This window comes from Dyadobacter sp. HNCC25DJ184 (assembly GCF_056895215.1).
Genome location: NZ_JBXHAQ010000012.1, coordinates 190,103 through 206,300, shown reverse-complemented (window position 1 = coordinate 206,300; position 16,198 = coordinate 190,103). Strand labels below are relative to the sequence as shown.

At 43.3% G+C, this 16,198-nt stretch carries 11 protein-coding genes; all 11 read right to left on the bottom strand.

The genetic code is table 11. The annotated features are described in order from the left end of the window. Positions 1-22 precede the first annotated feature (22 nt). Positions 23-1,357, bottom strand: coding sequence for a sugar porter family MFS transporter (locus AC1XUD_RS18610; protein WP_483362549.1), 1,335 nt, complete (start codon positions 1,355-1,357; stop codon positions 23-25). A 245-nt stretch (positions 1,358-1,602) separates the two neighbouring features. Next, complete coding sequence (locus tag AC1XUD_RS18605) at positions 1,603-3,579, bottom strand: T9SS type B sorting domain-containing protein (protein WP_483362548.1); 1,977 nt, start codon at positions 3,577-3,579, stop codon at positions 1,603-1,605. A 214-nt stretch (positions 3,580-3,793) separates the two neighbouring features. Further along, positions 3,794-5,230, bottom strand: a complete 1,437-nt coding sequence (locus AC1XUD_RS18600; protein ID WP_483362547.1) for a S41 family peptidase — start codon at positions 5,228-5,230, stop codon at positions 3,794-3,796. Positions 5,231-5,436: 206 nt separating this feature from the next. Next, positions 5,437-6,339 carry a myo-inosose-2 dehydratase gene (iolE, locus tag AC1XUD_RS18595; protein WP_483362546.1) on the bottom strand — a complete coding sequence of 301 codons (903 nt, stop codon included), beginning with the start codon at positions 6,337-6,339 and terminating at the stop codon, positions 5,437-5,439. A 266-nt stretch (positions 6,340-6,605) separates the two neighbouring features. Continuing rightward, positions 6,606-8,471 (bottom strand): 3D-(3,5/4)-trihydroxycyclohexane-1,2-dione acylhydrolase (decyclizing), encoded by a 1,866-nt coding sequence (gene iolD / locus AC1XUD_RS18590; RefSeq protein ID WP_483362545.1) that lies wholly within the window; start codon positions 8,469-8,471, stop codon positions 6,606-6,608. Between the two features lie 99 nt (positions 8,472-8,570). Further along, complete coding sequence (locus tag AC1XUD_RS18585; RefSeq protein WP_483362544.1) at positions 8,571-9,506, bottom strand: class II fructose-bisphosphate aldolase; 936 nt, start codon at positions 9,504-9,506, stop codon at positions 8,571-8,573. Between the two features lie 46 nt (positions 9,507-9,552). After that, a complete protein-coding gene (locus AC1XUD_RS18580; RefSeq protein ID WP_483362543.1) occupies positions 9,553-11,166 on the bottom strand; it encodes a sodium/sugar symporter in 1,614 nt (537 codons plus the stop codon). 253 nt (positions 11,167-11,419) lie between these two features. Continuing rightward, positions 11,420-12,448, bottom strand: coding sequence for an inositol 2-dehydrogenase (gene iolG / locus AC1XUD_RS18575; RefSeq protein WP_483362542.1), 1,029 nt, complete (start codon positions 12,446-12,448; stop codon positions 11,420-11,422). 105 nt (positions 12,449-12,553) lie between these two features. Continuing rightward, positions 12,554-14,020 (bottom strand): CoA-acylating methylmalonate-semialdehyde dehydrogenase, encoded by a 1,467-nt coding sequence (locus AC1XUD_RS18570; protein ID WP_483362541.1) that lies wholly within the window; start codon positions 14,018-14,020, stop codon positions 12,554-12,556. Between the two features lie 75 nt (positions 14,021-14,095). Further along, complete coding sequence (iolC, locus tag AC1XUD_RS18565) at positions 14,096-15,103, bottom strand: 5-dehydro-2-deoxygluconokinase (RefSeq protein WP_483362540.1); 1,008 nt, start codon at positions 15,101-15,103, stop codon at positions 14,096-14,098. A gap of 174 nt (positions 15,104-15,277) precedes the next feature. Continuing rightward, entirely contained in the window at positions 15,278-16,144 is an 867-nt protein-coding gene (gene iolB, locus AC1XUD_RS18560) for a 5-deoxy-glucuronate isomerase (protein WP_483362539.1), read from the bottom strand. Between the last annotated feature and the right edge of the window lie 54 nt (positions 16,145-16,198).

Here is a 16,198-nt window from a genome sequence, read left to right as displayed (position 1 = left end):
TGTTAGGGTAATGAGCTGAAAATCAATGAAGGATAAGTGTCTTTTCGATTTGTTCCAGAGAAGTGCCCTTCGTTTCGGGCATCATTTTCCATACAAAAAGCAGTTGAAGAACCATCATGCCGCAGAAGATCATAAAGGTGTTTCCGCCACCTAATGTTTCAGCGATATAGGGAAATGTGAAAGCGATGATAGCCGCTAAAAACCAGTGTACAAAGCTGCCGAGCGACTGGCCGGCTGCGCGTACCTGGTTGGGGAATATTTCGGAAATGAAAACCCATATCACCGCACCTTGAGATAGGGCAAAAAAAGCGATATAAATAAATAGATAAACAGGAACAGCATATCCCCCCAGGTTACCGGAGTAGAAAGCCTGAGCGACCAGACCCAGCGTAGCGATAACTCCAAATGAACCGATAAACATGAGCGTTCGACGACCAAAACGGTCAATCAAATTGATCGCCAATAGCGTGAAACAGAAATTGATCAACCCAACTCCGGCGGAGGAAAGTAATGCCGAACTTTTACCTAAACCCGCCATTTCGAAAATACGGGGCGCGTAGTATATAATGGCGTTGATTCCTGAAAGCTGATTGAAAGCAGCAAATAATATGGCCAGCATGACAGGCACTTTATATTGTCCCGAGAAAAGCGAAGCTTTGGTTCCGGTTGCATCGGATGTATCGCCAGATCTTAAAATGTCCGAAACTATTTCACTAACATCGGATTGATTATTAGCGGTTTGTAAGATTTTTCGTGCCTCGTCAACTTTTCCTCTTTTGATAATCAGCCAGCGAGGACTTTCCGGAACGAACAAGATAGCAACCAAAAATATTAACGATGGAATAGCTTGAACGCCAAGCATCCACCGCCAATCGTTTTCATTCGTGCCCACCAGTAGATAATTAGACAAATAGGCAACAAGAATCCCGAACACCACATTGAATTGGAACATCCCGACCAATTGTCCCCGCGACTTGGTTGGCGATATTTCGGATATATATAGTGGAGCAGTCACAGACGAAATCCCGACACCGATTCCGCCCAGAAAACGGAATATCAAAAAGGTAACCCAGTCGGATGCAAGCGCTGTTCCCAGCGAGGAGAGGAGGTAAAGTGCCGCGATGGCAAATAGCGTATTTTTACGACCAAAACGGTCGGATGGAATGGCGCCCGTGAGCGAGCCGAATACTGTTCCTATTAATGCAATCGAGACGGTAAACCCGTGTTCGAAAGTGGTTAAATCCCAAAGCTGTTGAATGGATTTTTCCGCGCCGGATATTACAGCTGTGTCAAACCCGAATAAGAAACCGCCCAGCGCAACCGTGAAAGCCCAGAAGAATACCTTTTTGTTCGTCATGATTTTCGAATTAATTTTCGACGAATCTAACCGGTATTTATCTGAGCAATTTCTGAATTTGTACCAAAAATGTTAAAATTGAATACTAAGTGAATGTGTTTTTAACTTCCTGATTATAAGATATTTATATTGAAACTAAAATTGATATTTTAAATTTCGTATCAGGAATTTTAAAATTTGATACACCGTAAAATGTGTCGTGCGGAGACTTGCTAAGTTTTTAATACTTAGCCAATCCGCTTTATTTATCGAATGAGCAAAACACTTCCCCGCTTTTCAACCGGATCTCCTTCAATTGAGGTCGCGCGGACGAAATAGGTATATGTCCCGGCGGGAGCATCTCTACCCCGAAACGTCCCGTCCCAACCTGTTGTTAAGTTGGCCGTGTGAAATACAACTTGTCCATCCCGACTATATATAGTAAAAAAATAGAGTTTTTCTATGGCGATATATAGAGGCGCAAATCTTTGATTGTGAGTATCAGTGTTTGGTGTAAACGCGGAAGGGATATATAGGTGGGGTTTCTTCCTTACCCGGATTGTGGTCGTGTCAATGTCAGAACAACCGTAGGCGTTAATCGTGGTTAAAATGTAAGTTTGCGTGGAATCCAACATTGCGACCGGAAGGGGAATATTGGGGTTATCTAAGCCGTCTGCCGGCGTCCATAGGTATATTAAGCTGTTTTGGTCATCACGTGGATAAGCAAAAGCAGATAACTGGTAAGGCTCAAGAGCTTCAACTTCGCCATTCGGTGAAACGAGTATATGAGGTGACGGCAAAACGGTGACCGTGACCGAGTCTGACGATACACAAATGTCTTTTGAAGCGGTACCGATATATGTCGTGGTCTTCTTTGGATAAAATACAGGCGATCTTAAGGTGTAGTCACTCATGTCATTGGAGGGATTCCAGGATATGAAATCTGCGTTGGTTGTCGTCAAAAGTTCAAGTGACTCGCCCTCGCAGATCGTAGTGTCTTCAATGGTTTTGATTCGCGCAGGCTCTTTTAGACTAACCGTTAGCACCGTGTCGGTGATGCATCTGTGTGCGTCCATGAACAAGACCTTATATGTTCCATTGGGGGCAGTATACTGATTTTTTTCGCTGAAATCTAAACCATTAAAAGAATAATAGAAGGGAAGTGTGCCTGATGGCAGCTGCAATTTGATATGTCCAACGCCAGTACATGAGTCTTTGACCTCCATGTCAATTTTTGTAACACCGCAGATATATTTTTCAGTTGAGGTGGTGGTTTCCGCTCCGCAAGCTTTGTTAATAATTTTGAGAGTTGGCACTTTTTTTCCCTGGTTTTCCCATCGTACTAAATATGGTCCGCGGCCGGAACCTTTCACTATGACCCCATCTTTGAAATCCCATTGGAACTCATATTCAGGACCTTCGGGGACATTTCCAATAAATTTAATCTCGATATTCTGGTTTTTGCAAGAAGCGTTGGGGTCAATTTCAAATTGGAGCGAAGTATCTTTTTTGCTCATAAAACAACGGTTTTCATAATCCTCCTTTACTTTTTGACTAGTGGAATATTCGTTGGAAATCAGCAGATGAGCGAAATTGACAGAGCCTGTCTGACATGCTTCGGAAGGAGATTGGTGATATATTGATACCGGGCGGTTAGCTTTGCCGACGAACTTCTTTCGAGCGTCATCAATACTCGCAATTCGTTGATCGTCAATATAGATATCCAGTTTGTTTGACGGTTTGTTTCGGGTAATGGTGATAAGATGATACTGGTTCAATTTCAACTTTTCTTCCTTTGGATCGGACAAATTTCTAAAACCCAGGTAGATACTTCCAAGTCGGGTGTTTTCGTCCGCACTAATTGTGAGCGCTTCATTACTATTGGAACCAAAGTTTACCAATTTTATAGGAGTTTCTCCCCACTTTATATTTTTGACATATAGCTGAATTGTATATTGGTCAGTAACGGCCAATTGGGAGTTTTGATAAGTCAGGCCGTTATTGATTTTAGACTGATAAACTGTTCTGAAAGTTTGACAACCAACACTGTCCAGGCCGAAACGCGACGGAATGTTAGGTTTTGGGCAATTATTTCCGGTAATAGTTGCGCTCAGATCAGAGGAACATTCTGGCAACACCCCGTTAAAGTTGTTTTCAAATCGAAATCGCTGCTCCCTTTTTTGCCCAATCGCACAAAGATTAGACAATAAAATAAAGATGATTGCCAGGATGCTTAGCTTCATATCGAATCAAATTCTTATAGTAACTTCAATTTAAGTCGACTGGAGGAGGGGGATTGAACTATTTTAACATTTAAAGTTGTGTAATACAGAATAGATTTTATTCTACAAATTACTGCGTCTTATTTCTGAAAATTTATAGGATAAATTCCAAATAAAAAAGCCCAACCGAGGGTTGGGCCACACTAATTAGTAGATAGAGTAAGAATTAGCGTTATTATCTTAGTTTAATTGCATTTTTTCTGATCATCAGATTATTTTTTATTTTTAGATTATCATGTAAAAATAGTTTTACAAAACGATCTGCGTTTTTGGAAGGTTCGAGCCGCGTGTTAGTAGGCGCAGGGATACCCATCACGTCCAACGCTTTTCTAAACAATGTTTCGTTTTCGTCGCCAAATGGTTTGTAAGGAATTTGCGAGTCTTCTATATAATAAGTGGGGGTCATTCCATTCACAGTTCCGTAATCTGATTCCCCGTTCGCATTTGCAGTCTGTCCAAGCATCAGATATATGCCCCATGTCCATCGGTTTTGATCATCGCCGATCAGAGATCCAAACAAATTCTTTCCCGCAGTGTTCTCGCCAATCGTGATCACGTCCATATAAGGTTCAAGTCCGTTGATCACCAATTCGCTGGCAGAAGCGGTATTACCGGAAGTCAGCACGAATACCCGACTAAGGTTACCCCCGATGTTGTTAGCTTCGTTAAGGAATTTGTAGTTGAGCGCATCTGCGCCGTAGTTTTGCTTCCAATAGGCTGTGTACTTGTCGTTCCAAACTTCGGAATAAAACACCTTGGAAGACGACACCCCTTTGCCGATTAACGATGCCAGCGTTTCCGCCGAACTCAGATAACCGCCGCTATTCAGTCGCAAGTCGAGTACTAACTCATTCACTCCCTGTGTTTTAAAGTTTGCAAAGGCGTCACGTAATTCATTATCATATTTTTCAGAGTCAGCGGTTGTTCCGGGAACGAACTGAGAGTAAACCAGATATCCGATTGTTTTCCCGTAATCCGGCTTGTTGATCACGGTAGTATATACGACCGGATCTTCGCTCACTTCTGCTTTTGTGATCGCCGCAGTCGTCGTACTTTCCACTATCGCGTCGCCGGAAAGTGTACCCAACGTGAAAGTCGCTGTTTCGGTAGAACCCAGCAGGGAAACATAGTTTGTTGACGTTAATTGAGTACCATTAATTTTTAAAATGATATCTCCACGTTTCAGACCGGCCGTTTCAGCAGGGCTGCTTTTCACGACATAATTGACAAAGGCGGCTATATTCACTTTCCCATTGTCAAGATATGAAAGCGAGTAACTTATTCCGAAGATTTTGCTAACACCATTAAATTCACTTTCTAAAGCGTCGATGTCATCGGTGACCATCGAAAACCGATCAACAGTAGCTCGTTGGTAGACGAGATTTTCGAAGTAATCGTTTGGATTTTCAGATGCCGTAAGGGTGTTTTGAGCAGGCATATCGCTGTACCAGTAATATGCATCTTGCATCACATCGTAAAGCCAAGAATTAATATTCGTGTAATCGGTATTATCAACAGTGGTAGTCGGATCAACCTCGTTTTTGTTGCATGCCGACAGAAAAATCGCCGCTGCAAAAACAATCGAAATTTTAATAAACTTAAATTTGTACATAGTGGATCAGTTTGAAATGAGTGTAAACTGACAAAGCATAGGCTAAAAAAATAGATTTAAATTTGATCCGGATTCAAATCTATTTACGCTACTGAAAAGAATAGTGTTGCGTGCAGTCACAAAAAAAGCCGGACAAAATGCCCGGCCGTTTCTTATTTACCCTCCTCAGTTTAATAATTGATGTTTGTTTAAGTCGTCACACTATTCTAAATACCTGTAAGTTTACCAAAAAATTTACGGGCAGTAATTGCATATTCCAATGGGTTGGCTTTAGCAGGATCTTGCTCCGCCTCCAGAACGATCCAACCCTCATAATTACTTTCTTTTATAATCTCGAATAACCCCGGGAAATCGATGCATCCTTCAGGGTCGCCGGGAACGGTGAATACTCCTTGTTTCACGGCGGTCAAAAAGCTTAGTTTCTCGTCATGTACCCTTTGCAAAATGTTCGGACGAACATCTTTTAAATGGATGTGTGCTGTTCTGCCAATGTATTTCTTCAACGCCTCAATCGGGTTTTCACCAGCAAAATAGAAATGCCCGCAGTCGTAATTCAGAAACACATTTTCAGGATCTGTTTCATTCAGAAGCCTGTCGGTTTCAGCAATGCTTTGGATACATGTACCCATATGGTGGTGAAATGCCAGCATCATACCGCGGTCGCGGGCAATTTTGCCCAGTTCATTTAATCCATATGAAAAGTTTTTCCATTCGTCCAATGTATTCAGCATTCCCTTTCCTTCAAAAACAGGAACGTTCATTGCACCTTGGCAGCTATTGCCAGTTTCTCCACCGCCAATAACCTTGGCGCCCATAGTATCCAGAAAATCAAGTAATTGGATGAAATTCTTTTTGTTTTCATCCAGCGATTTGGTGGTCAATTCATAGCTGTTCCACTGGTTGCAGATTCTCAGTCCGCGAAGATTCAGTGCTTTTTTTAGCACATCTGTATCACGGGGAAACTTGTTCCCAACTTCGCATCCCGTAAAACCGGCGAGTGCCATTTCGCTGATACATTGTTCAAAGGTGTTTTCGCAGCCCAATTCAGGCATATCGTCATTAGTCCAGTTGATAGGCGCTATTCCGAGAGATATATTTTCAAAGTTCATTTTATAAAGGATGAAAGGGAGGATGGACTAGGGAGGAAGGGAGCTTCCGTCTGCGTGCATCCAGGGTTTAATTTAAAGGTTAAAAGGGGAGGATGGACGAAGGAGGAAGGTGGCTTCCAGCGGTGTTCATCCCCAGTTAAAATATTTTTTAAAGAATAAACCAGGGTTGCAAACGGAGTATCAGCACTTGGCATCTCAACTAAATCAAATTTGACATATTCAAATCGAGCCAATTCTTTTGTCCCTTCTTCCCTCGTCCTTTTCTCCTATAAAAATATCCGTTGCTGCTTCTTATTTTCCCGGTAAGTCTCGTACGCCTTTTGGACTGTCGGGGACGTCGAAACTTCGGCGACCGGTACTTCCCACCAGGCATGATATCCTTTTACAGTTCGGTATAAATTGGTTTCGATATAGATTACTGTTGCTACATCTCCTTCTTTCGCCGTTTGGAGCGCTTCGTCCAAAGATTTTTTATCAGTTGCTTTAATTACTTTAACTCCCAAACTTTCGGCGTTTTTAGCTAAATCGACAGGCAAAAAGGCACCGCTCAATTGGCCAGTGCTTTCTTCGCGGTATTGATATCTGGTTCCAAATCTTTCGCTACCAATGCTTTCTGAAAGTCCGCCGATACTTGCATATCCGTTGTTGTTCAAAAGAAGAACTGTAAATTTCACCCCTTCCTGAACAGCAGTCACCAGCTCGTGGTTGTTCATCAGATATCCGCCATCGCCGCAAATTACATATACCTCACGGGAAGGATCGGCCATTTTGGCACCCAAACCTGCCGCGATTTCATATCCCATACAGGAGAAACCATATTCGAGGTGGAAGTTTTTAGGATCCGTTGCACGCCATAATTTATGCAGATCGCCGGGCGCACTTCCGGATGCATTGATCATAATATCGCGGTCTTCCATAAATGTGTTCAACGCGCCAATTACAATTGCCTGGTCGATAGGAGGGACGGTGCTATTTCCTTCGGCATATATTTTCGTCACTTCGTCGTCCCATGCTTTATTGATCTCGGCAATTTTTTGACGATAAGAAGGTTCGACTTCAAAATCACCCAATTTTTCACCTAATTCTTCCAAGGTAACTTTCGCGTCAGCAGTGAGCGGCAATGCGGCATGCTTAAAGGCATCAAATTCGTTGATATTGATATTCACAAACCGAACGTCAGGATTTTTAAATATGGATTTGGAAGCTGTGGTGAAGTCGCTATATCTTGTGCCAATACCAATTATAAGATCGGCCTCATTTGTCAAATCAATTGCATATTTGGTCCCAGTCGCACCCAAACCTCCGATACTATAAGGTTGGTCAAATCGGACGGCCCCCTTACCTGCAAAAGTTTCACCAACGGGAATTCCAGTTTTAGTTGCAAACTCATGGAGTGTTTTACAAGCGTCGCTGTATATCGCTCCGCCACCAGCAACGATTACCGGTTTTTTTGAGTTTTTGATCCATTCTGCTGCTTTACTTAAAAAATTAGAATCAGGTCTCGGACGTGCTATATGCCAAACCTTTTTTGTGAAAAGCTCGTCAGGGAAGTCATATGCGTGAGTCTGTACGTCCTGGGGCATGCTTAACGTGACAGCTCCCATTTCCGACTGAGATGTTAATACACGCATTACTTCGGGAAGTGCATATATCAACTGTTCTGGCCTGTTAATTCGATCCCAATATTTTGAAACAGGCTTGAAACAGTCATTTACAGAAATATCCTGAGTACTGCTGCTTTCCAGTTGTTGCAAAACCGGATTGGGTTCCCTGGTCGCAAAAATATCACCGGGCAATAACAAAACAGGCAAACGGTTAATCGTAGCAAGTGCCGCTCCGGTAATCATATTTGTTGCACCCGGCCCGATCGAAGTGGTACAAACAAAGGCTCCCAAACGGTTTTTTACCTTTGCATATGCCACAGCAGTGTGAACCATGGATTGCTCATTACGGCTTTGGTAATATTTGAAATCAGGATTTTCCTGCAAAGCCTGACCTAAACCGGCCACGTTTCCATGTCCAAATATCCCGAAACAGCCACCAAAGTAAGGCTGCTCGACGCCGTCCCGCTCAATGTATTGGTTCTTTAAAAATTTTATAGTCGCCTGAGCAACCGTTAATCGTGTAGCCATTTTTTTAGTGGTTAGCTAGTAGGTGTTAGCTATTAGCGGATAGCTTTTAGTATTTGATCTCTTTTAAGTGCTTAGTATTTTGGATTGCCGGAAGCCCTCTCAGAATTCCTTTGCTTTGCCTGAGCATCCGAATAAGTCAAACTTTCCGAACATGAATTTTTGATATTCTTCCATAAATATTTTTCCTGGTGTGGTTGGCGCGAATTCGTCAGGGCGGTCTCTGAAAAACTCTCTGTTGACCATTGTCCATAGCAGCCGGGTATCAGTCGCGATATTTATCTTGCAGATTCCCAGAGGAATAGCCTTTCTGATCTCGTCTTCCTGAACTCCCTTTGCATCCGTTTTTAAATTTCCTCCCGCGGCATTGATACGTGTGACTACTTCGCTACTTACATTAGAACCTCCATGAAGCACAAGTGGAAACTCGGGCAAACGTTCCTGGATTTCTTTCAAGATATGCAGTTGTAAACCCTGTCCTCCGGAAAATTTGTAAGCTCCGTGACTTGTCCCCACGGCAATGGCCAGGCTGTCGCATTCGGTCGCGTTAACGAAGTCTTCAACTTCCTGCGGGTCAGTATAAAAAGAGCGGGAAGCGTCAACTGTCAAATCATCTTCAACACCCGCCAGCACACCGAGTTCGGCTTCAACGCTGACATGTTTTGCATGAGCCGCCTCAACTACCGCCTTGGTTCTTCTTACGTTTTCCTCAAATGGATCGTGCGAGGCATCAATCATTACCGAGGTATAGCCACCCCTCGACAGAGCATCGTATATATGACTTTCCACACCATGGTCCATATGAACTGCATAAACGGTATCCGGATAGATACGTGCCGCCGCAGCTATCATCGAAAGAAGCATATCGGCATTGGCGTAATCACGGGCAAAAGGTGTTGTCTGTACAATAAAAGGCGCCTTTGCCTTTTGTGCTGCTGCAAAAAGCCCATGTATTTCCTCCATAAAAAAAACGTTTACAGCAGGAATGGCATAGTTGCCATAACATTTTTGAAAGAGCTCCTTTGTCGTTAACTTCATTTTATTGCTTGAAAATCAATTATATAACTCACTGTATATATGAATTCTACCAAAATACAGTATACAGGGCGGCCAGAACTCCACATAATATGATCGAAGCGAGTGTAAAACCTTTGCCCGGCGAGAACATCGACGCTTCGATTTCCAATCCTTTCGGGTTATCCTTACTCTTCGGGTCAACCAATGTGATCACGATGATGATTGCACAAAGAATCAGGAAAATGATACCCATGCGGTCAAGAAAAGGAATTTCGGGCGCCAGAAACTTACCAGCCGTTGATAATGGAATTGTCAAAATAGCGGCGGTCAGGGCTGCAGCAGAAGTGGTCCTTTTCCAGAACATACCCAATATAAAAATGGCAAATACGCCGGGTGTGATGAAACTGCTGTACTCCTGAATGAACTGATATGCCTGATCCAAAGCCCGAAGTTGTGGGGCGATAACGATTCCAATTGCCATCGCCACCCAAATGCTATACCTACCGATTCTAACCAGCTGTTTTTCACTGGCTTTCGGGTTGATAAACTGTTTGTAAATATCCAGTGTGAAAATGGTGGATATGCTGTTCGCTTTACCCGCAAGTGACGCCACAATGGCAGCCGTAAGTGCTGCGAAGGCCATTCCTTTCAAACCCGGCGGCAATAAGTCAAGCAAAACAGGATATGCGTGATCAGGTTTCACAACACCAGCAGCATCCAGCATTTCAGTTTGGAACATGCCGTTTTGGTAAAGAACATATGCTGCAATCCCGGGTATTACGACTATAATTGGAATTAATAATTTCAGGACAGCTGCAAACAAAATACCTTTGCGCGCAGTCTTCAAGTTAGCACCCAAGCTCCTTTGAATAATATATTGATTGCAACCAAAATAGGCAAGGTTATTGATCCACATGGCGCCGATGATTACCGAAACTCCTGGAAGATCTTTGTAGAAAGGACTTGTTTTTGGCAAAATCATATGAAAATGATCACCCGCCTGACGCTTCAATTCTCCCAGCGCGTTAAAAATCCCAGGTTTATTGAAATGCGTTGAAACGAGATCGAGCGCAAGATATGTCGTTGCCAAGCCACCCAAGACGAGTACAATTACCTGAATGACATCGGTATAACCGATCACTTTCATTCCGCCAATGGTAATTATCACGGCAAAAATCCCTAATCCGATAATGCCATAGGTAAAATTAAGACCGGCAGTTACTTCAAGTGCCAACGCACCTAAGTAAAGGATCGAAGTGAGGTTTACAAAAACATATAGCAATAACCAGAAAACAGCCATGATCGTCGCAACGGTCGGATTATACCGTTCACGCAGGAATTGAGGCATGGTGTATATCTTGTTCTTGAGATATACCGGTAGAATAAAAACTGCTACAACAATGAGTGAAGCTGCCGCCATCCACTCATATGACGAAATTGCTAAGCCTATCGCAAAGCCCGAACCGGACATCCCGATGAAGTGCTCAGCAGATATATTAGATGCAATAATCGACGCGCCGATTGCCCAAAAAGTAAGCGAACCCTCTGCCAAAAAGTACTCCGTCGAGCTGACTTCGGAAGAACGTTTTTTCTTGTAAATCCAGTAACCGTAACCTGATACGCCTATTAAATAGATGAAGAAAACAATATAATCAAGAAACTGAAGGCCTTTGTTTGCCATGAAAATGCAATAATTTAGGGAGAGATTTAAAATTTAGCTTAGGTTAGAATTTTAAATTGAAACAATAAATATCTGATTCAACTTGTAAAGTATCATAGATCCCTATTTCTAATTTTCTATGTACTAGTGTTTTAGTTTTATGGGTTATGGTTCTCTCAATTTCTCCAAAAACCTCCGCACCAAACCGAAGCCAAATATAAACTGATTTAGCGATCGGTCTGACGCGAAGAGGTTGCACAATTTCAATCAAAAACTATATCTGAGCATATTCCAGCACTTCGTCCAGTCGTACGCTACGTCCTTCGGTAAGAGATTTCATCGCGGCAATACCCAACGCAGTTGCCATCAATCCATCATGCGCGTCAACCGGCGACGGCGTATCATTGACGATACAATCGATGAACGATTTCAAACAAACACGGTATGCATTTTCATATCTCTCTAAAAAGAAATGAAGTGGCAAAGCGCTGTGACCGCCGTTGTCATCATATTGAACTACTGTATCGCCCACATTATTCTCCGCTTTCGCCATGCCTTTTGATCCGAAAATTTCAAGACGCTGATCGTAACCATATACAGCTTTACGGCTGTTGTCAATCACACCAATTGCTCCATTGTCAAACGTCAGCACAATTACAGCCGTGTCAATATCACCGAATTCTTTGATTTCGGGATGGATCAGTGCGTTTCCTTTTACGAAAACCTCTTTCACTTCACTTCCTACTATATATCTAGCCATGTCAAAGTCGTGGATGGACATATCGAGGAAAATTCCGCCTGAAATTTTCAGGTATTCAACGGGAGGAGGCGCAGGGTCCCGACTTGTAATCCGAAGAATATGTGGTTCTCCAATTTTTCCGGCTTCAACGATGCGACGCACATTGATAAAATTGTTGTCAAAGCGTCTGTTGAAGCCAAGCATCAATTTTACATTGTTATCGTTCACCGCCTTTTCCGCCGCCTGAATTGCCTCTAATGTTACGTCAAGCGGTTTTTCGCAAAAGATATGTTTCTTCTGCTGCGCCGCCGCGACGGTATATGGCACGTGAAATGGAGTGGGGGAGCAGATTATGACAGCCTCCACATCAGGATGATTAATCACATCATATGCGTCTTTCGTTACCTCTTTGACGCCCAAATTTTTTGCGAAAGCATGCGCTTCTTCGGATATATCTGAAGCAATGACAACCTCAGCATTGGGCATATACTGCACCAGATTACTTAAATGTATCTGCCCAATCCGGCCAAGCCCGATCACACCGATTCTAATTTTTTTTGACATAAAGGTTAGGTTATGGGTTTTTTGATAACAGAGCATTTAGCTGTTAGCTATTGAGTGGATCCGACTGGATCGACTAATAGCTAACCCCTAAAAGCTAAAAGCTATTTAAAATTTCCTGTTCCACTCTTTCAACCAGCGTTCGATCACTACTTTGGTTTGAGTAAAGAACTCAACGGCATGCATTCCTTGCCCGTGAAGGTCACCGTAGAAGCTATCTTTCCACCCTGAGAATGGGAATTGAGCGACTGGAGCGGCCACGCCGATATTGATACCAATGTTTCCGGCTTCTGCTTCGTGGCGGAATTTGCGAGCATTTAATCCGCTACTTGTGAAAATACAAGCCATATTTCCGAACCGGCCGCCGTTGATAAACTTGATGGCTTCGTCGATCGTATCAATATGAACAAGGCTCAAAACTGGTCCGAAAATTTCGGTTGCAGCCAGTTCACCGTCTAACGGGATATTTTCAATAATGGTCGGTTCGATGAAGTTTCCATTTTCATATCCTTCGATTTTTGCATTACGACCGTCCAATAGAAGATTTCCGCCTTCTTTTAATCCTTTGTCAATCAAATGATTCACACGACTTTTGCTGTCTGCAGTAATTACCGGCCCCATCAACACCGAATCATCCAGACCAAATCCGGTTTTACGCGTTTTTGCACTTTCAACCAAATTTTCGGTAAAATCTTTATGTTCGCCCACCGTTACGATGGTTGAAGCCGCCAAACACCGCTGACCTGCGCATCCAAATACGCTGTCGATTACGATCTGAGTCGACATATCGATATCTGCATCGGGAAGTACAATCACTGGATTTTTTGCGCCACCTTGGGCCTGAACGCGCTTGCCATTCGCAGCGCCTTTTGAGTATACATATTTGGCAACAGGAGACGAGCCAACGAAGCTAATTCCTTTAATAACAGGGTGCTCCAAAAGAGCGTCAACTACTTCTCTGCCTCCTTGAACAAGGCCCAGAACACCTTTTGGTAAATTGAGCTGCTCCATTAACCCGACGATTTTCGTCATCGTCAATGGTACCTTTTCAGAAGGTTTGATGATATAGCTGTTTCCGCAAGCGAGTGCATATGGCAAGAACCAGAAGGTAATCATTCCAGGAAAGTTGAAAGGCGCGATGCAAGCGCAAACTCCAAGTGGCTGACGAATCATATATTCATCGATTCCTTTTGCAATATCTTCAGAAAACTGACCTTGAATTAACGTAGGTACACCACAAGCATTTTCGACGTTCTCGATCGCGCGAACCATTTCAGCTTTTGCTTCTAAAAACGTCTTTCCCGATTCCAGAACAATTGTTTTCGCGATATCGTCGATGTTATCTTCCAATATCGTTTTCAATTTGAAAAGATATTGAACTCGTTTTGAAACCGGGGTTGAACGCCATTCCTGAAAACCGTCGTGAGCTGCCTGGGCTGCCAGAGCAACATCCTGTGCAACTCCTTCGGGTACCAGCGCGATCACCTCCTGGGTCGCCGGGTTAAGCACATTCAACGTTGCAGAAGACTTGCTGTCAACCCATTGCCCGTTTATATAATTCTGTAATTTTTCCATAATCAGGTATTGCTTAATTCTATTAAATGACTGGTTAATAGCGGATTGGTATTGAATTTCTATCCACTTTATATATCAAAATCCTCCTCTTGAGTTCACAAATTCCAGCACTTCCTGTTGGGTCGGCATAAAGTTGGCACAGCCTTCGCGGGTCACGATAATGGCTCCGCAGGCATTGCCCATTCGCACACTTTTATACAGGTCCCAACCCTGCAAAACTCCATATGAGAAACCAGCACAAAATGCATCACCGGCACCCAGCACATTAAGTACTTCCACCGGGAAGCCAGGCACTTTCACTTCTTCTTTACCAGGCTGGAATATCGAAGCGCCATCTTTTCCTCTTTTTACTACCAGCGTCTCCACTCCGGATTTCAATATTTGCTGAATTGCATTATCGATATCACCTCTGATCTCAGGTGCAGAAATCTGCTGATGCTTGATGAGCAACTGTTCCTTATCCGTTAGGAAAGTGGCAAGTATCTCCTCCTCGGTGCCGACCACCACATTGAAACTCGACAAAGCAGCTCTAAGCGTAACCCCAAAAGCTCGTGGATCGAACCACTGATCAGCACGGAAATCAATATCCAGGATCCGTAAAACATCATGTTGTTTCGCCTGTTCCAAGGCAAAGAACATAGCGGTACGGCTCGGATCTTTACTGAAAGCAGTTCCGGAGAAAGCTGCGGCCCGGAAAGACTCAAAAGGAATATTTGTCACGTGATCCAAATCCAGATTGATATCAGCGCAATTGTCGCGGTAATATACCAACGGAAATTTATCCGGCGGCTCAATACCCAAAATCACGGCAGAACTGCGGCTTCCTTCAATCGTCGGAATCCAGTCGGTCGATATTCCCTCTTGAGTGAGAAAGTTTTTGATGAAATTTCCAACCTGATCGTTGCCCACACCCGTGAAAAGCGCGGTGCTCAACCCCAGGCGTTGACCGCCTGTCGCGATGTTCAGCGGGCAACCACCTACGAAGGCATTAAATGCCTCAATATTAACAAATGGGCTACCAACATTAGCCGAATACAAATCAATCGAAGAGCGGCCAAGAGTCAGTAAATCGTATTTTTTCATTAGCGGTTAGCGGTTAGCTTTTAGCTGTTAGTTTAATCAGGTTGAACTTTGTTACTATTATTGCGTAGTTTACCTAGAGAGACGAGTAGAAGATTATGGAATCCTTTTTACCAAAAAGCAAAAAGCAAAAAGCAAAAAGCAAAAAGCAAAAAGCAAAAAGCAAAAAGCAAAAAGCTAAAAGCCGTTCATCTCCGCGGTCACAACCGGCAATCTTGGATCTGCGCCTTTCCAGGTTCCGTATATCCAGTCGTGGTCCGGATCTGAGGTGTTGGCTAGTGACTGGTCGCTTCCGGCCAGGAAATTGAGGTAATACACGTTATAGCCATGACCGGCCACCACCGGGTGATATCCCTTTGGTACAAGTACAGCCTCGTTATTTTTTACCCTGACAATCTCGTCTAATGAACGATCGCTGGTATACACCTGCTGGATCGCATATCCCTGCGGTTTGTCGATTTTGTAGAAATATATTTCTTCCAGATTAGCTTCGACTAGATTGCCGTTTTCATCAACAATTCTTTCGTCGTGCTTATGAGCCGGAAAGGAGCTCCAGTTACCCGAAGGCGTATATACTTCAACACACACGATTTTATGACAATCGAAACCAGGTTCCAATAAACTGTTGATCTGACGGTTAGCATTATCTCCGCCTCTATATTCTATAGCGGTTTCCTCCGGACGCTTCATTCGCGACGGGTGATCTTCGTCGCTTTTTACCCAGCAAATCGCGATATCCGTACTCTCAGATTGTGCAGTTAATATAAAATCGGTATTTCTGGAAAGGTACATAGCGTGGCCGATTCCGCTAAAAACGTCCTTACGACCATTGCTCGTTTCCCAGACCTGACCATTGGATTCTACTTTGAAATTACCGCCCAAAAGAACGATGCAATACTCATATTCTCCTGTATTGTGCTTAATTTGCTCATCTTTGTGTAGCACTTTGGCCTCGAAATTGAGGTGAGTCCAACCCGCCTGATCGCTGGTTAAGGAATGATATGTACTGCTATTCTTATGCGGTGTAACCAGAAGTTTACTCATTGGATTATAATTACATTTGCACAATGATAGTCTTGTATAAATTAAATACAAAAT